Here is a 20,506-nt window from a genome sequence, read left to right as displayed (position 1 = left end):
TGTGCTACCATTTCCGGCCTGATTAGCTACTTCCGAACAACATCATGAAATTTCCCGGCAAACGAAAATCCAAACACTACTTCCCGGTGAGCGCACGCGATCCTTTACTGCAACAGGCTCAGCCTGAAAATGAAACTGGCACTTCCTGGGTCGTCGGGATCGATCAAACGTTGGTGGATATCGAAGCCAAAGTGGATGACGAGTTTGTACATCGTTACGGTTTGAGTTTCGGCCATTCACTGGTGATTGAAGACGATGTGGCCGAAGCGCTATATCAGGAACTGGTGCAAAAAGATCTGATTACTCACCAGTTTGCCGGCGGCACCATTGGCAATACGATGCACAACTATTCGGTTCTGGCCGATGACCGCTCTGTTTTGCTGGGCGTGATGTGCAGCAATATCGAAATCGGTAGCTACGCCTACCGCTACCTGTGCAATACCTCCAGCCGTACTGACCTCAACTACTTGCAAGGTGTGGACGGTGCAATTGGCCGCTGCTTTACGCTGATCGGCGAGCAGGGTGAACGTACCTTTGCCATTAGCCCGGGTCATATGAACCAGCTACGCGCCGATAGCATTCCTGAAGAGGTCATTGCCGGTGCGTCTGCGCTGGTGTTGACCTCATATTTGGTGCGTTGCAAAGATGGCGAGCCAATGCCGGAAGCGACCATGCAGGCTATCGCTTACGCGAAAAAGTACAACGTACCGGTAGTGCTGACGCTGGGCACCAAATACGTTATTGCCGAAAACCCAGAATGGTGGCAGGCATTCCTGAAAGAGCATGTCTCGATTCTGGCGATGAACGAAGAAGAAGGGCTGGCGCTGACAGGTGAAAACGATCCGCTGCTGGCGGCCGATAAAGCGCTGGATTGGGTCGATTTAGTATTGTGTACCGCCGGGCCGGTCGGGCTGTACATGGCGGCCTTTACTGAAGAGTCAGCTAAACGCACTACGCAACATCCGCTGTTGCCAGGTGCGATCGCTGAATTTAACCAGTACGAATTTAGCCGTGCCATGCGCCATAAAGATTGCCAGAACCCGATGCGTATTTTCTCGCACATCGCACCTTATATGGGTGGGCCTGAGAAAATTATGAATACCAATGGCGCGGGTGATGGTGCGCTGGCGGCATTACTGCATGATATTACGGCAAATAATTATCACCGCTCTAACGTGCCAAATTCCAGTAAACATCAGTTTACCTGGCTGACTTATTCGTCTTTGGCGCAGGTGTGCAAATACGCGAACCGTGTGAGTTATCAGGTATTGAACCAGCATTCTCCGCGTCTGACGCGGGGTTTGCCAGAGCGCGAAGATAGTCTCGAAGAGTCTTACTGGGAGCGTTAATCGCCGCGTTTTTTGCCCTCACCCTAACCCTCTCCCACAGGAGAGGGGATAGTCCGTTTTTCCCCTTCTCCCTCGGGGAGAAGGTCGGGGTGAGGGCGAAAACTTAACCCGTCACCGTTTCCTGAACCACCGGCTTATCCAACATCCCCATCATCGTATTGGCGATCTCACGCTCGCCCATCACCACCTGATTCGCACCACGCTCGGTGATGTAATCCACCTCATCGTCATAATGGGCGCGGGCGATTATCTCGATGTCCGGATATTTCGCGCGCGCTGTCGCGACAATCTCACCGGCCTCGTAACCGTTCGGAATCGTCAACAACAACCAACGCGCACAATCAAGATGGGCGAGATTCATGATCTCTTCATTAGCGGCATTACCGAGTACTGCACGGATCCCACGCTCGCGCAATTCATCAACCCGGCTACGGGAGGTTTCAATCACCACTAACGGAATGCCCTGAGCCATTAACTTCTCGCCCAGCAAACTCCCTACGCGACCAAAGCCCACCAACAGCGCGTGATTGCAAATATCCACCGGGATCTGCTTCTCGTCCTCAATGGCTTCTTCGAGGGTTTGTTCTTCCAGCGTTTCGGTTTTCGCGAGATAACGCTCAAGTACCGCAAACAAAATGGGATTGAGCATAATCGACAAAATCGCGCCGGCCAGCACCAGATTTTGCCCAGTCTGTGGCAACAGATTCAGCGCCATTCCCAGACCCGCAAGGATGAAAGCAAATTCACCGATTTGCGCAAGGCTTGTGGCGATGGTTAATGCGGTACGTTGTGAGTGACCAAACAGGCGCACCAGGAAGAAGGCCGCCAAAGATTTGCCAAAGATAATAATAGCGACGGTGCCAATGACCGCGAGCGGTTCCTGAATCAGAATCATCGGGTCGAACAACATGCCGACCGAGACGAAAAATAGTACTGCGAAAGCGTCGCGTAGCGGGAGTGTGTCATGAGCGGCACGATGGCTCAGCTCGGACTCGTTGAGTACCATCCCGGCAAAGAACGCACCCAGTGCAAATGACACATCGAACAGTTCGACCGCACCAAAGGCAATGCCAAGCGCCAGCGCGAGAACGGCCAGGGTAAACAGTTCGCGTGAGCCCGTTGCGGCACTGCGCGCCAGAATCCACGGCACCAGGCGGCGACCTACAATCAGCATAATCGCGATAAACGCCACCACTTTGCCGATAGTCAGCCCCATGTCCAGCGCCAGAGTCGCAAAACCGACGTCGCCTTTTTCCATCATACCGGCAACCGCAGGCAACAGAACCAGTGTTAATACCATCACCAGATCTTCAACAATCAACCAGCCAATCGCGATTTGCCCGCGCTGGCTGTCAATTAATTGCCGTTCTTCTAACGCACGTAGCAACACCACGGTACTGGCGGTGGAAAGACACAGGCCGAACACGATACCGGTCATCAGCGACCAGCCCATCAGCGATGACAGCGCCATTCCCAGAAGCGTCGCCACACCAATCTGGGCGATAGCTCCTGGGATGGCGATGGCCTTTACCGCCATCAAATCCTTCAACGAAAAGTGCAAACCCACGCCAAACATCAGCAGGATAACGCCCAGTTCTGCCAATTCAGGGGCAAGTTTAGTATCCGCGACAAAACCTGGCGTAAAAGGGCCAGCTAATACCCCAGCTAATAAGTAACCCACCAATGGTGATATTCGCAGCTTGTTGGCGAGCATACCGAGTAAAAAGGCCAATACCAGGCCTCCAACAATGGTGGTGATAAGCGGGGTGGCGTGATGCATTCCGTCTCCTTTCGTCTCGTCAAAAATCAGATCCAATAATCTACTTTTAGTTTATGACAATTTTTCCATCGATGTAGATGTAAAATCAGTGAATATTGGATATAAGGCGCATTTAGACAAAAAGCAGTGTCTGATGGGAGTTTTATACGCTTAATTTAAGAAAGGTCTGGAGATACATGGCGGGAGTGATGGGCCAGAGTGCTTCTCTGGCCCTTATAACTATGACTTATGACGATTGTCAGGCAAGAATATGGTCAGTATCCCCAGAAGTGGCAGGAAAGCACATATTTTATAAACTAACTCGATGCTTGTATGGTCGGCGACCAGACCGAGCACCGCAGCACCCAAACCCCCCATACCAAAGGCAAAACCGAAGAACAGCCCGGAAACCATACCGATGCGTCCTGGCATCAACTCTTGCGCATACACCAGAATGGCTGAAAACGCGGAGGCGAGGATAAAGCCGATAATCACGGTCAGGATCCCCGTCCATTCCAGCGAAACATACGGCAGGAAAAGGGTGAATGGCGCGACGCCGAGGATTGAACCCCAGATGACATATTTACGGCCAATCTTGTCGCCTACCGGCCCGCCAATCACGGTGCCTGCTGCCACCGCAAATAAGAAAGCAAACAGATGGAACTGGGCGTTTTGCACCGACAAACCGAATTTGTGCATCAGATAGAAGGTGTAATAGCTGCTGATACTCGCCATATAAAAGTACTTGGAGAAAATCAGCACCAGCAAAACGCTCACCGCCTGAATCACTTTTTTGCGTGGGAGCGGGTTAACCACCGGTGCGGCGGCTTTACCTTTTGCCATGCGATGCTGCGCGGCATACCAGCGGCTAATCTGCAGCAAGACAATAATCGCCAACAGGGCTGCCAGCACAAACCAGCCGACGTTACCTTTGCCGTAAGGGGCGATAATCAGCGCGGCTAGCAACGGGCCTAATGAGCTACCAAAATTACCGCCGACCTGGAACAGAGACTGCGCAAGGCCATGACGTCCGCCGGATGCCATACGCGCTACCCTGGAAGATTCCGGGTGAAACACCGAAGAACCTGTGCCCACGAGCGCTGCCGCCAGTAACACCATCGGGAAACTCCCGGCCATGGCCAGAATCACTAATCCGCAAAGTGTGAAGCACATACCAATCGGCAATGACCATGGCATCGGGTATTTGTCGGTGTAGTATCCTACTACCGGCTGAAGCAGTGATGATGTGACCTGGAAGGTCAGCGTTATCATCCCAATCTGGACAAAACTCAGCGAAAACTCGCTTTGTAAAAGCGGGTAGAGGGCCAGAATAAGCGACTGAATCATATCGTTGAGCAAATGAGAAAGGCTGATTGCTCCAAGAATTCCGAACGCAGTGCGCGCCTTTTTAGGCTCCGTCGCCGCGAGAGTTTGTTCCGAGATTGCCATAAGTACCTGTAATAGATTTGATTATTATATTTTAGAACGGCTCACGGGAGGAACCGTAGAATATCGTTACCCTGCTAACATACCTTCTGAAAAGTTCCGAAGAAAGTCACAATCGTGAAAAGTTATTTGTCTATGCTAGTCGCTGTCTGCTATTGATGCGCAAGCATTTAATGAATATGGAGATTTAAGATGAAGTTCGTAGTGAAAGGGGTGGCCACAGCACTGCTGATGGCAGTTAGCCTGACCAGCGCGTCTGCACTGGCATGGGAAAAAGATAAAACCTATAACATCACCATTCTGCACACCAACGATCACCATGGTCATTTTTGGCGTAATGAACACGCGGAATACGGACTGGCTGCGCAAAAAACGCTGGTCGATAGCATTCGTAAAGAGGTGGCAGAGCAGGGTGGCAGCGTGCTGCTTCTGTCTGGCGGTGACATCAACACTGGGGTTCCTGAATCCGACTTGCAGGATGCGGAGCCTGATTTCCGTGGCATGAATCTGATTGGCTACGATGCGATGGCTATCGGCAACCATGAATTCGACAACCCGCTCTCTGTTTTACGCCAGCAAGAAAAATGGGCCAAATTCCCACTGCTGTCGGCCAACATTTACCAGAAAAGCACCGGCGAGCGCCTGTTTAAACCGTGGGCTATCTTCAAGCCACAGGGTATTAAAATCGCGGTTATCGGTTTAACCACGGACGACACGGCAAAAATTGGCAATCCGGAAAACTTCGTCGACATCGAATTCCGCAAACCAGCTGATGAAGCAAAACTGGTGATTCAGGAGCTGCAATCGACTGAAAAACCAGACGTCTTGATCGCGGCAACGCATATGGGCCACTACGATAACGGTCAACATGGTTCTAACGCGCCGGGCGATGTGGAAATGGCTCGCAGTCTGCCGGCTGGCGCGCTGACGATGATTGTGGGTGGACACTCGCAAAACCCAGTCTGTATGGCTGCCGAGAATAAAAAGCAGGTTGATTACGTACCCGGCACACCTTGCGCACCGGATCAGCAAAACGGGATCTGGATTGTTCAGGCGCATGAGTGGGGCAAATACGTTGGCCGTGCTGATTTCGAGTTCCGTAATGGTGAAATGAAATTGGTGCATTACCAGCTTATCCCCATCAACCTGAAGAAAAAGATAACTTACGATAACGGTGAAAGTGAGCGCGTGCTCTACACGCCGCAGATCCCTGAAAACCAGCAGATGCTCTCACTGCTGACGCCATTCCAGAATAAAGGTCAGGCACAGCTGAATGTTAAAGTGGGCAGTGTTAACGGCCACATGGAAGGCGATCGCAGCAAAGTGCGTTTTGTGCAAACTAACCTTGCGCACCTGCTGCTTGCGGCGCAAATGGCGCGCACCAGTGCTGACTTTGCCGTCATGAGCGGCGGCGGTATCCGTGATTCTATTGAAGCCGGAGACATCACCTATAAAGACGTGCTGAAAGTGCAGCCATTTGGGAATACCGTCACGTATATCGATATGACGGGAAAAGATGTGGTCGAGTATCTGAGCGCGGTTGCGCAGAAGAAACCTGACTCCGGCGCGTATCCGCAGTTCTCAAATGTCAGCTTTGTGGCAACAGCTGCAGGCCTGCAAGATTTGAAAATCAAAGGTGAGCCGGTGGATCCCGCAAAAACTTACCGTATGGCGACCTTGAACTTTAACGCTTCCGGTGGCGATGGATATCCAGAAATCGACAAAAAACCGGGCTACGTGAATACCGGTTTTGTGGATGCGGAAGTGCTGAAACAGTATATCGAGCAAAATTCTCCGCTTGATGTGAATGCTTACGAGCCGAAGGGGGAAGTGAGCTGGCAGTAAGAGCATTTCCCCTCACCCTAACCCTCTCCCAAAGGGAGAGGGGACTGTCCGTGCTCTTTCTTGGCTTGGTTTTCTGAGGGCTATTTCAACGGCAACAAAATGTCTGTCTGCTGCGCATGTTCCGGGTGATTTTGATCCAACTCCAGGTAGCGGAAATAGACCGGGAAATCGCGTAATTCCTCACCACTTTGCGGCAACCACTGGCGATAAAGATAGTAAACGCTATCGCTGATGCGCTCGTAGGCCCCGACATGTCGAACCACTGCACAACGGCCACCGGGCAAGGTTTTACAGATAACACCCTGCGGATTTTCTGGAACCTGGCCGTTGGCTTCTTTGCTTAACTCCCCGCAAACATCGAAACGAAACTCTTCACCCTGCGTTGTCGCCGGGTCGCTGTACGGCACACCATAAGTCCCATGCGTAATGTAGTCTGAAAGCCCTGATGCTTTACGCCACTCAATAAACGTCGCAACCGTATTATTGACCCGCATCGGGTCACCAAGATGTTCCAGCACTGCCACCTTCATCGGTTTGACGGTAATAATTTTCACATCCATATTTTCAAGCCTCTGCTGATTTTCCCTTCCGGGAAATTGAAAATGTACATGCCAGTCAACCCAGACAGGAGCTTTGCGAAACTCGCTGGGCGTCAGGCCGAAGGTATTTTTGAAGGCTCGGGAAAATGATTCAGGATTTTCAAATCCGGCATCAAGGGCAATGTTAATGACTCTTTCCTGTGGGTCGTTGACCAGCCGGAAAGAGGCCCTTTTTAACCGCATTAGCGTGATGTAACGGCTAATGCTGATTCCACAAAATTGGCTGAATTGCCGATGAAAGTGAAAACGCGAAAAACAGGCGACTTCGCTGAGTTGCTCGACGGTTAGTGCGCTGTCCAGATGCTGTTCGATATAGGCAAAAACTTGCTCAAAACGCCGGGCATAAAGTTGATGTCTTTCGCTATTCATTATTCCTCCCTCAAGGCGTTTACTTTGCCAGTGACCGAGAATGTCTTCCTGACTGAAATTGCTCTTTTAGGAGGATTTCCTGGTAAGTGCGTCAATCGCGACGGGCAATCTCTGCAAAGGTCGCATTCAGCAGTTTTGCGAGATCGGCGGCGGCCAGTTCAATATCCAGCCCGCGCTTGCCTCCTGAAACATAGATAGAAGGAAAATTCTGTGCGGGGGCGTCGATGACTGTCGGCAGGCGTTTCTTTTGCCCCAGCGGACTAATACCGCCAACCAGATAACCAGTGATGCGTTGTGCCACCATCGGGTCGGCCATATCGACTTTCTTGGCACCCAATGCTTTAGCCACTTTCTTCAAATCCAATTGACCCGAAACCGGCGTGACGGCTACCGCGAGTTGCTTCATATCGCCGTTGATTGCGACCAGTAAGGTTTTGTAGACTTGTTCTGCATTCAGACCCAGCTTACGCACGACTTCGTCACCAAAATTTGTCTCGCTGGGATCGTGGTCGTAAGCATGTAATTGAAATGAAATGCGGTTTTTTTCGAGAAGTTTTACTGCTGGTGTCATATAACCTTCCTGGTGGCTTTGTCTTAAAAGCGCACGATCTAGTAAACAACGTGATATGTTTTATAAAAATTATATTGAGACTTAATAGTGATGGCGTTAATCGTCACATTGAGCGACAATTCCATTTCTGGCCATTAAATTGGTTAGAATAACTACAACAATATACAAATTCCTCTTTGACGGGCCAATAGCGATATTGGCCGTTTTTTTATCTCTCGCCACCGTCCTGCCACTCGTATGATTGCGGGTATCACTTCAATAACTCGGGTAAATTTCCCTTTCCATACAAATGCAATGCGCCGACGGCAACGACATAGCGCCCGGCGGGTAATTGCTGCAGGAAATGCTGCCACGCAAGGTTACGCTGATGCATTAGTACATCGTAGAGTTCGTCGCCAAACGTGTTCGGCAATTGCGCATTCCCACTCTGCGGCGGTGCTTCCAACCACCAACTGATCATCATTTGCAGCAGGCGAGCATTCGTGTGCCAGTGCGTTAGCGTGTCGGTTAACAGCGGCATACCACCATCGGGCAAACGGGTGAGGATATCAATTTGATGCTGCGCACCTTCCAGTTCAATCACTGGAACCGCCATCGCTTTTGCGGCTTCCAGTAACTGAAAATCAATCCCGTAATTGGCACGCAAACCGAGGCGTTGCGCCTGGTGAGCTTGCAGTACCAGGGCTATTTGCCAGGCCGGTTGGTTATCAATTTGGCTCAACGGGATGCCCAATTCCTCGATTAGCGACATCACCTGTGCCCAATTTTCGGCAGACAGGCGCTGCTCTAGCGGCAGGTTATCGGGAATATCGGGGAAGGGGGAACCACTCTCAGTGATGTCAGCCTCAACAATTAGCGCGTCGGCATCCCTGAGTTTGTTTATCAACTTTTCGGACAGCGGTGCCATGTCGCATGTGCCCATATGAATACTGCCGACCAGGTGCAGCGAGCGGTTACCTGGAAGTGTGATATCAAGCGCGGGCCAGGGATAAGTCGCGGCAGTGAAGCGAGAGAAAAGCGTGCTCATTTTTTGCAACAGACCCATATAGCTCTATTCCTGGATAAATAGATGGCTAAAAAGTCATGCTACCGCTGCAATGCGCTGGGCGCAAATTTCCCCGCTTCGGTGGAAGCGGGGAGGCAAGGTCAGTCTTTCGGTTTAAAGCGCAACAAACGGTTGGCGTTACTGACCACGGTAATGGATGACAGCGCCATGGCGGCCCCGGCAACCACTGGGTTGAGTAACGTGCCGGTCAGTGGATACAAAATCCCGGCGGCAATTGGGATCCCCAGGGTGTTATAGACAAACGCCCCTAACAGGTTCTGCTTCATATTGCGCAGCGTAGCTTTGGATATCGCCAGCGCGTCAGCCACCCCAACCAAACTGTGGCGCATCAGCGTAATGGCGGCGGTTTCGATAGCGACATCACTCCCTCCGCCCATCGCAATCCCAACTTCAGCCTGCGCTAATGCTGGCGCATCGTTGATCCCATCGCCGACCATTGCCACCTGGCGGCCCTGCTGTTGCAGCTTTTTGATTGCATCGGCTTTGCCATCCGGTAAGACACCTGCGATCACTTCGTCAATACCGGCTTCTTTCGCAATCGCGTTAGCCGTTGTTGGGTTATCCCCGGTCAACATCACCAGGCGATAACCGTTACGGTGCAAGCGTTGCAACGCGCTAACGCTGTCGGCGCGCAGGGGATCGCGGATGGCAAATAGTGCGACCAGTTTGCCATCGGCCGCCAGCAGAACCGGTGTTGCGCCACGGCTGGCCTGAGCTTCAATTTCTGCCGCCATCTGGGCGGTATCCACATTTTGCTCATCCATCAGCGCTTTGTTGCCGAGTAACAACTGATGCCCTTCGGTTTCACCGCTGACACCCAACCCACGTAAGGTGCGGAAGCCGTTCACTTGTGGTAGCGCTACACCGTCTGTTTTATCCAGAATCGCGCGAGCCAACGGGTGGCTTGAGCCTTGTTCCAGAGCGCCTGCGAGCCTCAACGTGTCAGCCTCAGACCAATTATTGTCAGTGACGACCGCGACCACTTGCGGCTTACCTTCGGTCAGTGTCCCGGTTTTATCAAACACGATAGTATCGAGCGTACTGGCGCGTTGCAGCGCGTCGGCATCACGGACTAAAACACCAAACTCAGCGGCACGGCCCACACCAGAAATAATCGACATCGGTGTTGCCAGGCCCAACGCACAAGGGCAGGCAATAATCAGCACGGTAGTCGCAATCACCAACGTATAAATGATTTGCGGAGCTGGGCCGAAGAAGTACCAGATTGCGGCGCTAAACAGCGCAATGAGCACGACGACGGGAACAAACACCGCCGAGATTTTATCGGCAAGCTGGCCGATTTCCGGCTTACTGCTCTGCGCCTGGCGCACCATACGGATAATACGTGAAAGCGTGGTGTGGCTACCTGTTGCGGTAGCGCGGAACAGCACGCTACCGTCTTGCACCACGGTTCCTGCGTGAATCGGCTCATCAGTTGATTTTTGTTGCGGCACCGGCTCGCCGGTCAGCATCGCTTCGTCAAACCAGGCTTCGCCTTGGGTGATTTCACCATCGACCGGTACGCGGTCACCGGTAGTCAATCGCAGTACCATCCCTGCGGTCACTTCAGCCAGCGGGACACTTTTCTCACCTTCCTCAGTGACCACTCGTGCGGTAGGCGGCGTTAAATCAAGCAGGCGTTCCAGCGCTTTCGAAGAACGTTGGCGGGCGCGTTGCTCGAGCATATGTCCGAGGTTAATCAGACCGATAATCATCGCACTGGCTTCGTAATAAAGATGGCGTGCTTCCATCGGGAAGTGCTGCGGCCAAATGTTGACGGTAATGGAGTAGATCCACGCGGCACCGGTACCCAGCGCGACCAGCGTATCCATGGTGGCGGTTTTGTTGAGCAAGCTACGCCAGGCGCTGCGATAGAAATGCCCGCCAGCGAACACCATGACGCCTAGCGTGACAATGCCGATAGCCAGCCACAACGAACGGTTGTCGTCGGTAACCATCATATTGTCACCGAACATTCCCCATACCATCACGGGAATACCGACGGCCAGCGCCAGAATCGCCTGCCAGCGGAAACGCTTAACGGCAGCGTTGGCGGTTTCTTGCTGACGTTCACGGCGTTTCGCATCATCTTCAATGGCTTCAGCGCTGTAACCGACGCTTTCAACGGCTTTAACTAATGATTCGGCGGAGGCAGAGCCCATAATCAGGGCGCTGCGCTCGGCAAGGTTTACCCGCGCCATGCTGACCCCGGGGACGTTTTGTAACGCACTTTGTACCCGGGTCACACAACTGGCGCAGCTCATCCCGTTGATCAACAACTGTTGGCTATCGTCGTCATCTTCGGTGGCTGTCGGAAGCGAGGTGGATGCCGCTGTCAGTGCTTCCGACGGGATTGATGACTCTACCAGCGGATCAGACTTTGGGTGGCTGGCCGCCGTTGCTTCATACCCAGCTTGTTTCACCGTGTCGATTAACTCCTCAGCGGAAGCAGTACCCGTTACGCTGGCGTGAGTTTGCGTCACCTCGGCCTGTTCAACGTCAGGACGTTTTTCCAGGCTTTCCTTCACGCGTTTAACGCAATGGCCGCAAGTCAGGCCATCAAGGTTGAGATCGATTACATGAGACATCATCAGACTCCTTGTTTTTGAGATTGTGGTAAGCTTAAACCTTCCAGTCAGGGGAAGGTCAAGGGGGAAAAGTGAATATTAGCGATGTTGCCAAAAAGACCGGTTTAACCAGCAAAGCGATCCGTTTTTACGAAGAGAAGGGGTTGGTGACGGTGCCGAGCCGTGGCGAAAACGGCTACCGAACTTACACGCAAAAGCAACTGGATGAGCTGACATTACTGCGCCAGGCGCGCCAGGTCGGGTTTAATCTTGAAGAATGCGGGGAACTGGTTAACTTGTTCAATGATCCGGCGCGACACAGTGCGGATGTAAAAGCGCGCACGTTGCAGAAAGTGGCAGACATTGAGAAACACATCAGCGAATTGCAGGCCATGCGCCAGCAATTGTTGGCACTTGCCGAATCCTGCCCGGGTGATGACAGCGCAGATTGCCCCATTATCGACAATCTTTCAGGCTGCTGTCATCGCCAGGAAAAGGCTTAAACCGCCTGTATTTTCAACGTGATGCCTTCAACCGCGACCACCACAACTTCAGTGCCCGCGGTTAAATCACTCTCGGCCATGACGGGCCATGAGCTATCCGCCACGCGGATATGGCCCCGGCCATTCACCAGATTGGTTTCCAGACGCAAGCGCCTGCCAATGAGCTGATGGCCGCGCTGATTGAGCACTTCGCCCGGCTCTTGCTGCTTACGTGTTGACAGCCAGCGCCACCACAAAAATGCAGCAACCAGCGTGAGAACGGCAAAGCAAACGCCTTGCCATTCCCAGCCTAATGGCACAATCCATACCAGCAAACCGGTCAACACTGCTGCAACGCCGCTCCACAGCAGATAACCGCTGGCACCGAGCATTTCAGCGGCCAGCAACAGGCCACCTAACGTCAGCCAGAAGATATGTGCATGAGCAAACAGCAGGGTTATCATTTTTTACGCTCGTTACCGCTTTGCGCGATAAGTTCGCTAATCCCGGCAATAGACCCCATCAGGCTGGTGGCATCCAGCGGCATTAACACCACTTTGCTGTTATTGGATGAGCCAATGTGCTGCAACGCGTCGGTATATTTCTGGGCTACAAAGTAGTTAATCGCCTGAATATCCCCTTTGGCGATAGCTTCGGACACCATTTGCGTTGCACGTGCTTCCGCTTCAGCACTACGTTCACGAGCTTCCGCTTGCAGGAAGGCAGACTGGCGTTCACCTTCAGCCTTCAGGATTTTCGACTGCTTATCCCCTTCGGCTTTAACAATTTCAGCCTGGCGGATCCCTTCGGCTTCCAGAATATATGCACGTTTAGTACGCTCGGCTTTCATCTGAGCATTCATCGCGTCAATCAGTTCAGCCGGTGGGCGCACATCACGGATCTCGATACGGGTGATTTTGATCCCCCATGGATTCGTCGCTTCATCCACGATATGCAGCAGGCGCGTATTGATGTTGTCACGCTGCGATAGCATTTCATCAAGCTCCATAGAACCCAGCACCGTACGAATGTTGGTCATGGTGAGGTTAATGATGGCGAGTTCAAGATTACTGACTTCATAGGCCGCACGCGGCGCGTCAACAACCTGAATAAAGCACACGGCATCGATGGCGACGTTGGCGTTATCTTTAGAGATGACTTCCTGGGAAGGGATGTCCAGGACTTGCTCCATCATATTGATTTTGCGGCCAATGCGGTCCATGAACGGCACCACAAGGCTTAAGCCTGGCATCAGTGTGTTGGTGTACCGGCCGAAGCGCTCCACGGTCCATTGGTAACCTTGCGGCACGATTTTTACCCCGGCGCCGACGATAATCAGCGCGACGAGGATCAGTACAGGAATGACGATTAACATCAAAAAAACCTCCATTGTTATTTTGATGTAAGTCTAACCCGTTATGCAGAAACATACAGCGACTTCCCGGTCCTGATTTCGTTTTTAAGAGGAGCGAACTTAGACTTTACAGAAGTGGTGATTTGCTATCGACCGTAGAGTTTTCGAAACGAGAGTTTATTCATGGCAAACACAACCCCATTAACTATGCTGTTGATGAGGTCGTGAAATTTATGTATTACTTATTTTTCTCTTTATTTAAAATATTTTGTATGTCATTAGTTTGGCTGAGTTGTTGAATCGAGTATCCTGTAGCCCCGTCTCCGACACCTTCGGCAATTAATCCGGAAAGCCCCATTTCTTTCCAGCCAATGATGAAATCATCTTTGATGTAATGAAACAATTTCCCAGTGTCAGCTTTAAGGGATGGCCTGAATAAGGATGCTGTCGATAGCGCAAGATCCCCTATAGAGTAAGAAATATCACCCGATCTATTATCGCCTCCAAGAAGCTTGGCTACATCTCTGTAGGCATTTCGGAGAGGCATACTTTTGGGATCTTCCCGGTATACAAGATAATAGCCATTCTCCCAAAAATTCTCTGCTCCATGTGCCATCATTGGGGTTCCGTAACGCGCACAAGCAGCACCTTTACCTGCATAACATACTCCCACCCCTCCGAAAAATTGCAATGCACCCCCAACAAAACCAACTCTTTTCAGCGTTATTGTTTTAAAAGAATTTCGATCTTCATTTTTCTCAGCTATTACAAAAAAATTCAGTCTTTCATATAGTAAATCTATTTCTCTTGATCTAAGCTCTGTATGTTGTTTATCTAATTCTGACATAGCTTCGCCAAAAGATGAACTTCCAGCGTAGTATTCTTTAATATAGAAAGTTGACTCTGCATATTGTGAGGCGACAAAACCACTTCTCATCTGTGGTGTAATCATATAATCGAATGTGATACGTACTGCTAGATTATAAATATCATCTCTTTTTCTGTTAAGGGCATCGACAGAGTATCCATTCATGTTACAAGCCTCTTAGATTAATTAAAACTTTCAGACTCCAGAATAACCCTTTGAAAATAGGAGTAAGAAAACACATGAGAATTATTAAAGATAAATACAAGAATGAAAATAGTGCAATCTCTTTACTATTCATGTTCCAAATGAAAAGTATGTAAACTATCAATAAGGCGAATACACATGTATATGTACCGACGAAGCTTCTTGCAAATGCCCTGGTGATGCTGATTTTCTGGTATTCAGATGTTTGCATAAGGGTTTTTGCTTCAAATTCATTTAATCCAAGCTTAATTAGCCTTTTTTTTAACTCACCATCTTCCATATGAAATCCTTTTTCTGGGGAAACATAAAGTAAACGATCTTGATCAAATTTTTGAGCGTGCTGATATCAAATCAATTTTTTTATGTAATAACATCGAAAAATGATTGTCAACAATACTGCTTTCCCGAAATGATTTCACGTGAAGAAATGAGAAATAATTAGTAAAGGAGTGTGATGATAAATAAAATATTTTGTACTTTATTGAATTTATTGCCAGAAAATGGCTATGCCTTTTTAGGTGCTACGCTTAATAATAAATGCGGAAATCTATTCGATTCCCGCACCGGAAAGAAAATTGAATTAATAGAGCAACGAATAAATTTGGCGGCGATATTTAGATGCTAGTGCGTCACCTGTTCCGAGGGCGGCAAGGATTTCCATCATCATTTTGCGCACTTGCCCATCTGCGGCACCGAGGTCTTTTTTCAGATGGATATACAGCAATTCTAGCGCTTCTTCATTGCGCCCGACCTGATGCAGTTGCAGCGCCAGTTGGCTGGCTAACAGTGCATTTTCAGGATCTTGCTCAACCTGTTGTTGCAGCAATTGGATCTCGGGGGTGTCAGCCGCTTGCTTCAGCAGCTCAATCTGAGCAACCAGCCCTTGATAACGGCTGTCTTGATCCTGTAATGGAATGGTTTTCAGCACCGCTTCAGCGTCTTCGCTGCGATTAAGCGCAATTTGAACTTCCGCCAGCATCAGGCCAATTTCGCTGTTTTGCTCAGACAGTTGCCACGCATCTTTGAGCAACGGCAGCGCTTCAGCGTGTTTGCCTTCTTGCATCAGCAGCATCGCTTCTTGCGCTTTCAACTCTTCTTCACGCGGCAGCACTTTTTCCAGCAGGGCGCGAATTGCTTCTTCTGGTTGCGGCCCCTGGAAACCGTCTACCGGTTGGCCATTCTGGAACAAGTACACGGTAGGAATGCTGCGCAAACCAAACTGTGATGCGACCATTTGCTCGGCATCGCAGTCCACTTTGGCGAGCAGAAATTGCCCCTGATACTGTGCGGCAAGTTTGTCCAGAACCGGCGTGAGTTGTTCGCAATGTTGGCTGCGCGCCGACCAGAAGTAAAACAGCACCGGCGTAGTAACGGATTGTTCTAGCGTCTGGTGCAGGTTCGCTTCGGTGATATCGATATTGTACTGTGCAGACATGAGTCACTCTCTTTTCAAGATTTGTTTTTTACATGGGGGTTGGCGGCGGGTGCTTCAACTAACCACGTAAAATTTTATCTAACATGCGACCCGGTAACAGACGACGCAACCATGTTAAAGCATGGGCGACTAGCGTGACCGGATAGCGTAATTTTGGATTCGGACTCTCAAAAGCATGGCGCACTTTTACCACCACTGCTTCCGGGCCAAGCGTAAAGCGTGCGGCGATCCCCGGATTTTCTACCGGATGGTCGGCTTGCGTCTGGTTTACGTTTTGCGAAAACTGCGTACGAATTGGCCCTGGCTCAATCAAACTGACTTTAATACCGCTGTGATGCAGTTCCATGCGCAGCGCATCAGACCACGCTTCCAGCGCATATTTGCTGGCAGCATAGGCTCCACGACCCGGCGTGGAAACCAATCCCATGACCGAACTGGTCATCACGATTCGCCCTTCACGATGCGGGATCATCGCCGGAAGCAACAGCATTGTCAGTTGATGGGTGCCAAATAAATTGGTCGAAAATTGCTGCTCAAGCTGTTCGCGAGAAAGCGTTTGTAGCGGCCCATAAACACCAAATCCACCATTATTAAACAGCCCGTACAGACGATTACCCGTAAGATCGATAACCTCTGCTGCCGCGGCTTGCACGCTTTCAGGGGAGTCGAGATCGAGCAATACGCCGGTAAATCCGGCTTGATTCATGCGTTCGACATCTTCGCTCTTGCGGCAGGCGGCCAGAACGCGGTAACCCTGTTGTTTTAAATCTTGTGCGCAGGCAAGACCAATACCACTGGAACAACCTGTAATTAAAACTGATTTTTGCATAACTTTACCCGCGCGAAGCTCCGATTGGTTATGAGTCGTGTTTTACTAAAGGTGCCAGACGGGAGGACATCCAGTCGGCAATAAACGGCTGGGCATCACTGTTCGGATGTATACCGTCATCCTGCATCCATTGCGGTTTCAAATAGATCTCCTCCATAAAAAATGGCAGTAGAGGGATGGAGAACTCTTTGGCAAGTTGCGGATAAATAGCGCTAAACGCCTCATTATAACGGCGACCGTAGTTTGCCGGCAGACGTATTTGCATCAGCAAAGGTTGTGCCTTTGCCGCTTTCACATCGGTGATTATCTGGCGCAGACTTTTTTCGATGGCTTGTGGCTGAAAACCACGCAGTCCATCGTTGCCACCAAGTTCAATTAAGACCCAGCGAGGCTGATGTTGTTTCAGTAGCGTTGGTAGCCGCGCCAGCCCTTGCGGTGCGGTGTCGCCACTAATACTGGCGTTCACAACTCTGGTATTTTGCTGGTGCCATTTCGCATCCAGCAGCGCAGGCCAGGCCGCGGTTGCAGACATTCTGTACCCGGCACTCAGGCTATCACCCAAAATCAGCAACGTGTCCGCATGTGCGGCGCGAATGGTCAAGAAAGCCAGAAACAGGAAGGGCACATGCCAGCGGAAAACATTGTTGAAGTTCATCATCTTAGTAAGTCCGTGGGTCAGGGGGAACATCAGCTCTCCATCCTTACTGGAGTTGAGCTGGTTGTCAAACCGGCGCAGACCATTGCGTTAATCGGGGAGTCAGGTTCCGGGAAGTCTACACTACTGGCGATCCTCGCAGGGTTGGATGATGGCAGCGACGGGGAAGTTCACCTCTGCGGCCAGCCGTTACACACCATGGATGAAGAGGCACGAGCGGCGCTACGGGCGAAAAACGTCGGTTTTGTGTTCCAGTCATTCATGCTTGTGCCGACGCTTAACGCGTTGGAAAACGTCGAACTTCCGGCGCTACTGCGCGGTGAAAACGATGCTTCCAGCCGCGCGCAGGCCAAAGCTTTGCTCGAACAGCTCGGGCTTGGCAAACGTATGGATCATCTTCCGGCGCAACTTTCGGGCGGCGAACAACAACGTGTGGCGCTGGCTCGCGCGTTTAATGGACGTCCTGGGGTGTTATTTGCCGATGAGCCTACCGGCAATCTCGACCGCCACACCGGCGACCGCATCGCAGATTTACTCTTTTCTCTGAATCGTGATTTCGCCACTACGCTTATCCTCGTCACGCATGACGAACAACTGGCTGCACGCTGTGACCGCCGCCTGCGTCTGCGTGAAGGTAAATTGTGGGAGGAAGCATGATTGCTCGCTGGTTCTGGCGCGAATGGCGCTCGCCATCATTACTGATTGTCTGGCTGGCGTTGAGCCTGGCGGTGGCGTGTGTACTGGCGCTGGGGAATATCAGCGATCGCATGGAACAAGGGCTTAATCAGCAAAGTCGCGACTTTATGGCGGGCGACCGCGCGTTACGTAGTGCGCGTGAAGTTCCGCAAGAATGGTTGGATCAGGCGCAAAAAGATGGCTTGAAAGTTGGCAAACAGCTGACTTTTGCCACCATGACATTTGCTGGAGACACGCCGCAACTGGCGTCCGTCAAAGCGGTAGATGACATCTATCCGATGTATGGACAACTCGACACCAATCCGCCGGGTTTGAAGCCGGAGCCGGGAAGCGTGCTGCTGGCACCGCGTCTGATGGCATTGCTGAATCTTAAAGTCGGGGATTCGCTGGACGTGGGTGACACCACGCTGCGTATTGCCGGGGAAGTTATTCAGGAACCTGATTCTGGTTTTAACCCGTTCCAGATGGCACCGCGCTTAATGATGAACCTGGCTGATGTGGAAAAAACCGGCGCGATACAACCGGGCAGCCGCATCACCTGGCGCTACAAATTTGGCGGTACGGCGCAGCAGCTCGATAAATTTGAAAACTATCTGCTGCCGAAGCTGAAGCCTGAACAACGTTGGTACGGCATGGAGCAAGATGACGGCGCGCTCGGGAAATCCCTCGAAAGGTCGCAACAGTTCTTGCTGTTGTCCGCGCTTTTGACCCTGCTGCTGGCTGTCGCCGCCGTTGCTGTGGCGATGAACCATTATTGCCGCAGCCGTTACGATTTAGTGGCTATCCTGAAAACCCTTGGGGCCGGGCGTGCCGCACTGCGTAAATTGATTATCGGCCAATGGCTGATGGTGCTGGCACTCGCCGCGATAACCGGTGGTGCAGCGGGACTGGTGTTTGAGGCGGTGTTAATGCGCCTGCTGAAGCCTGTTTTACCTGCGGCACTCCCTCCTGCCAGCCTCTGGCCATGGGTTTGGGCAGTCGGTTCGATGGTGGTGATTTCGCTGTTGGTGGGTCTGCGTCCTTATCGATTATTACTGGCAACGCAACCGCTGAGGGTTTTACGCCGTGACGCGGTAGCCAATGTCTGGCCTTTGAAAATCTATCTGCCGATTATCTCGATAGTCGTGGTGGCGCTGTTAGCGCTACTGATGGGCGGAAGCACACTGCTGTGGGCGGTACTGGCAGGAACGGTAGTGCTGGCGGCGCTGTGTGGCATTGTTGGCTGGGGCGTGTTGAAACTGCTGAAAAAGCTGACGCTGAAAAACCTCGCGCTGCGCCTGGCGGTGAACCGCTTGCTGCGCCAGCCTTGGGCCACGTTAAGCCAACTGGCGGCGTTCTCGCTGTCGTTTATGCTATTGGCTTTACTGTTAGTGCTGCGTGGCGATTTACTCGACCGCTGGCAGCAACAATTGCCGCCTGAAAGCCCGAACTATTTCCTGCTAAACATTGCCACGGAACAAGTTCAGCCGGTGAAGGAGTTTTTGGCTGAGCACCAGATTATCCCGGAATCGTTCTACCCGATTGTGCGCGTGCGTATGACGGCGATAAACGGAAAATCGACGGAAGGGAATCCGGATGAAGCGCTCAATCGTGAGCTGAATCTGACGTGGCAGAGCCAGAAACCGGCGCATAACCCAATTCTCGCGGGCTCCTGGCCACCGAAAGCGGGTGAAGTGTCGATGGACGAAGGTGTCGCGAAACGGCTGAAAATAGGACTGGGTGATACCGTCACGTTTATGGGCGATACCCAGGATTTCTCAGCCAAAGTCACCAGCCTGCGTAAAGTCGACTGGGAAAGCCTGCGTCCAAACTTCTACTTTATCTTCCCGCCGGGAGCACTTGATAACCAGCCGCAAAGTTGGTTAACCAGTTTCCGCTGGGAAGGGAAGAACGGCATGTTGACGCAGCTTAACCGTGAATTCCCAACGGTCAGCTTGCTGGATATTGGTGCAATTCTGCGCCAGGTCGGACAGGTGCTGGAGCAGGTCAGCCGGGCGCTGGAAGTGATGGTAGTGTTGGTGACGGCCTGTGGTGTCTTGCTGCTGCTGGCCCAGGTTCAGGTCGGCATGCGTCAACGCCATCAAGAGCTGGTAGTGTACCGCACGCTCGGGGCTGGGAAACGCCTGCTACGCACGACATTGTGGTGCGAGTTTGCGGTGCTGGGTCTGGTGTCCGGGCTGGTTGCTGCCATCGGGGCTGAAACCGCGCTTGGGCTGCTGCAAACCCGGGTGTTTGATTTCCCGTGGGAACCCGACTGGCGGCTGTGGGTTATTCTGCCTGTGAGCGGCGCGGTGTTGCTTTCGCTCTGCGGTGGTTGGTTAGGTGTGCGCCTGTTGAACGGTAAAGCGCTATTCCGTCAGTTTGTTGGCTGACAACGACATGGGCTGGCGTTGTGTTAAACGCCAGCCCAGC

At 51.6% G+C, this 20,506-nt stretch carries 17 protein-coding genes; 5 read left to right on the top strand and 12 right to left on the bottom strand.

Annotated features, from left to right (window positions below):
• Positions 1-44 precede the first annotated feature (44 nt).
• Positions 45-1,349 carry an inosine/guanosine kinase gene (locus OH773_RS16580; protein ID WP_183271277.1) on the top strand — a complete coding sequence of 435 codons (1,305 nt, stop codon included), beginning with the start codon at positions 45-47 and terminating at the stop codon, positions 1,347-1,349.
• 103 nt (positions 1,350-1,452) lie between these two features.
• On the opposite strand, the gene ybaL is transcribed toward OH773_RS16580, so the two are convergent.
• Together ybaL and OH773_RS16570 are read right to left on the bottom strand one after the other, a co-directional pair.
• Positions 1,453-3,129, bottom strand: coding sequence for a YbaL family putative K(+) efflux transporter (gene ybaL, locus OH773_RS16575; RefSeq protein WP_270140124.1), 1,677 nt, complete (start codon positions 3,127-3,129; stop codon positions 1,453-1,455).
• A gap of 219 nt (positions 3,130-3,348) precedes the next feature.
• Positions 3,349-4,557 (bottom strand): MFS transporter, encoded by a 1,209-nt coding sequence (locus OH773_RS16570; protein WP_270140122.1) that lies wholly within the window; start codon positions 4,555-4,557, stop codon positions 3,349-3,351.
• Between the two features lie 189 nt (positions 4,558-4,746).
• Between OH773_RS16570 and ushA the strand changes: the two genes are divergently transcribed.
• Positions 4,747-6,399 carry a bifunctional UDP-sugar hydrolase/5'-nucleotidase UshA gene (gene ushA / locus OH773_RS16565; RefSeq protein WP_270140120.1) on the top strand — a complete coding sequence of 551 codons (1,653 nt, stop codon included), beginning with the start codon at positions 4,747-4,749 and terminating at the stop codon, positions 6,397-6,399.
• An 80-nt stretch (positions 6,400-6,479) separates the two neighbouring features.
• Here the strand turns inward: ushA and OH773_RS16560 are convergent, their stop codons facing one another.
• From OH773_RS16560 to copA, 4 genes are all read right to left on the bottom strand, one after another.
• Positions 6,480-7,367: an AraC family transcriptional regulator gene (locus OH773_RS16560; protein ID WP_270140118.1), complete on the bottom strand. Its 888-nt coding sequence runs from the start codon at positions 7,365-7,367 to the stop codon at positions 6,480-6,482.
• Positions 7,368-7,458: 91 nt separating this feature from the next.
• The gene (gene ybaK, locus OH773_RS16555) at positions 7,459-7,938 is read right to left on the bottom strand and encodes a Cys-tRNA(Pro)/Cys-tRNA(Cys) deacylase YbaK (protein WP_270140116.1); all 480 of its coding nucleotides are present in this window, start codon (positions 7,936-7,938) and stop codon (positions 7,459-7,461) included.
• Between the two features lie 250 nt (positions 7,939-8,188).
• On the bottom strand, positions 8,189-8,983 hold the full coding sequence (locus tag OH773_RS16550; protein ID WP_270140114.1) for a TraB/GumN family protein: 795 nt from the start codon (positions 8,981-8,983) through the stop codon (positions 8,189-8,191).
• A gap of 101 nt (positions 8,984-9,084) precedes the next feature.
• Positions 9,085-11,592 (bottom strand): copper-exporting P-type ATPase CopA, encoded by a 2,508-nt coding sequence (gene copA, locus OH773_RS16545; RefSeq protein WP_270145923.1) that lies wholly within the window; start codon positions 11,590-11,592, stop codon positions 9,085-9,087.
• Between the two features lie 71 nt (positions 11,593-11,663).
• Here copA and cueR point away from each other — a divergent pair, with 71 nt between their 5' ends.
• On the top strand, positions 11,664-12,074 hold the full coding sequence (gene cueR, locus OH773_RS16540) for a Cu(I)-responsive transcriptional regulator (protein ID WP_270140112.1): 411 nt from the start codon (positions 11,664-11,666) through the stop codon (positions 12,072-12,074).
• On the opposite strand, the gene OH773_RS16535 is transcribed toward cueR, so the two are convergent.
• The 6 genes from OH773_RS16535 to tesA all read right to left on the bottom strand — a co-directional run bounded on the left by OH773_RS16535 (position 12,071) and on the right by tesA (position 17,401).
• Complete coding sequence (locus tag OH773_RS16535; RefSeq protein ID WP_270140110.1) at positions 12,071-12,517, bottom strand: NfeD family protein; 447 nt, start codon at positions 12,515-12,517, stop codon at positions 12,071-12,073. The two genes, cueR and OH773_RS16535, sit on opposite strands and share 4 nt — an antisense overlap.
• Entirely contained in the window at positions 12,514-13,428 is a 915-nt protein-coding gene (locus OH773_RS16530) for an SPFH domain-containing protein (RefSeq protein ID WP_270140108.1), read from the bottom strand. The genes OH773_RS16535 and OH773_RS16530 overlap by 4 nt, the downstream gene beginning before the upstream one ends.
• Positions 13,429-13,645: 217 nt before the next feature.
• Complete coding sequence (locus tag OH773_RS16525) at positions 13,646-14,440, bottom strand: DUF4225 domain-containing protein (protein ID WP_270140106.1); 795 nt, start codon at positions 14,438-14,440, stop codon at positions 13,646-13,648.
• 619 nt (positions 14,441-15,059) lie between these two features.
• The gene (locus tag OH773_RS16520) at positions 15,060-15,914 is read right to left on the bottom strand and encodes a co-chaperone YbbN (protein WP_270140104.1); all 855 of its coding nucleotides are present in this window, start codon (positions 15,912-15,914) and stop codon (positions 15,060-15,062) included.
• Positions 15,915-15,972: 58 nt separating this feature from the next.
• Entirely contained in the window at positions 15,973-16,743 is a 771-nt protein-coding gene (locus OH773_RS16515) for an SDR family oxidoreductase (RefSeq protein ID WP_270140102.1), read from the bottom strand.
• 28 nt (positions 16,744-16,771) lie between these two features.
• A complete protein-coding gene (tesA, locus tag OH773_RS16510; protein ID WP_270140099.1) occupies positions 16,772-17,401 on the bottom strand; it encodes a multifunctional acyl-CoA thioesterase I/protease I/lysophospholipase L1 in 630 nt (209 codons plus the stop codon).
• Here tesA and ybbA point away from each other — a divergent pair.
• Both ybbA and ybbP read left to right on the top strand, forming a co-directional pair.
• Positions 17,369-18,055 carry a putative ABC transporter ATP-binding protein YbbA gene (gene ybbA, locus OH773_RS16505; RefSeq protein ID WP_183271264.1) on the top strand — a complete coding sequence of 229 codons (687 nt, stop codon included), beginning with the start codon at positions 17,369-17,371 and terminating at the stop codon, positions 18,053-18,055. The genes tesA and ybbA overlap by 33 nt on opposite strands.
• Positions 18,052-20,466: a putative ABC transporter permease subunit YbbP gene (gene ybbP / locus OH773_RS16500; protein WP_270140097.1), complete on the top strand. Its 2,415-nt coding sequence runs from the start codon at positions 18,052-18,054 to the stop codon at positions 20,464-20,466. The genes ybbA and ybbP overlap by 4 nt, the downstream gene beginning before the upstream one ends.
• Positions 20,467-20,506 lie beyond the last annotated feature (40 nt).

The organism is Buttiauxella sp. WJP83, from assembly GCF_027594725.1.
Lineage (GTDB): Bacteria > Pseudomonadota > Gammaproteobacteria > Enterobacterales > Enterobacteriaceae > Buttiauxella > Buttiauxella selenatireducens.
Note: the sequence above shows the minus strand (reverse complement) of the source record. Positions and strands in the feature narration are given on the sequence as shown.

Coding starts and splice junctions, on each gene's coding strand:
- OH773_RS16580 (WP_183271277.1), top strand. CDS start 45: ATGAAATTTCCCGGCAAACGAAAATCCAAACACTACTTCCCGGTGAGC.
- ybaL (WP_270140124.1), bottom strand. CDS start 3,129: ATGCATCACGCCACCCCGCTTATCACCACCATTGTTGGAGGCCTGGTA.
- OH773_RS16570 (WP_270140122.1), bottom strand. CDS start 4,557: ATGGCAATCTCGGAACAAACTCTCGCGGCGACGGAGCCTAAAAAGGCG.
- ushA (WP_270140120.1), top strand. CDS start 4,747: ATGAAGTTCGTAGTGAAAGGGGTGGCCACAGCACTGCTGATGGCAGTT.
- OH773_RS16560 (WP_270140118.1), bottom strand. CDS start 7,367: ATGAATAGCGAAAGACATCAACTTTATGCCCGGCGTTTTGAGCAAGTT.
- ybaK (WP_270140116.1), bottom strand. CDS start 7,938: ATGACACCAGCAGTAAAACTTCTCGAAAAAAACCGCATTTCATTTCAA.
- OH773_RS16550 (WP_270140114.1), bottom strand. CDS start 8,983: ATGGGTCTGTTGCAAAAAATGAGCACGCTTTTCTCTCGCTTCACTGCC.
- copA (WP_270145923.1), bottom strand. CDS start 11,592: ATGTCTCATGTAATCGATCTCAACCTTGATGGCCTGACTTGCGGCCAT.
- OH773_RS16535 (WP_270140110.1), bottom strand. CDS start 12,517: ATGATAACCCTGCTGTTTGCTCATGCACATATCTTCTGGCTGACGTTA.
- OH773_RS16530 (WP_270140108.1), bottom strand. CDS start 13,428: ATGTTAATCGTCATTCCTGTACTGATCCTCGTCGCGCTGATTATCGTC.
- OH773_RS16525 (WP_270140106.1), bottom strand. CDS start 14,440: ATGAATGGATACTCTGTCGATGCCCTTAACAGAAAAAGAGATGATATT.
- OH773_RS16520 (WP_270140104.1), bottom strand. CDS start 15,914: ATGTCTGCACAGTACAATATCGATATCACCGAAGCGAACCTGCACCAG.
- OH773_RS16515 (WP_270140102.1), bottom strand. CDS start 16,743: ATGCAAAAATCAGTTTTAATTACAGGTTGTTCCAGTGGTATTGGTCTT.
- ybbA (WP_183271264.1), top strand. CDS start 17,369: ATGCCAGCGGAAAACATTGTTGAAGTTCATCATCTTAGTAAGTCCGTG.
- tesA (WP_270140099.1), bottom strand. CDS start 17,401: ATGATGAACTTCAACAATGTTTTCCGCTGGCATGTGCCCTTCCTGTTT.
- ybbP (WP_270140097.1), top strand. CDS start 18,052: ATGATTGCTCGCTGGTTCTGGCGCGAATGGCGCTCGCCATCATTACTG.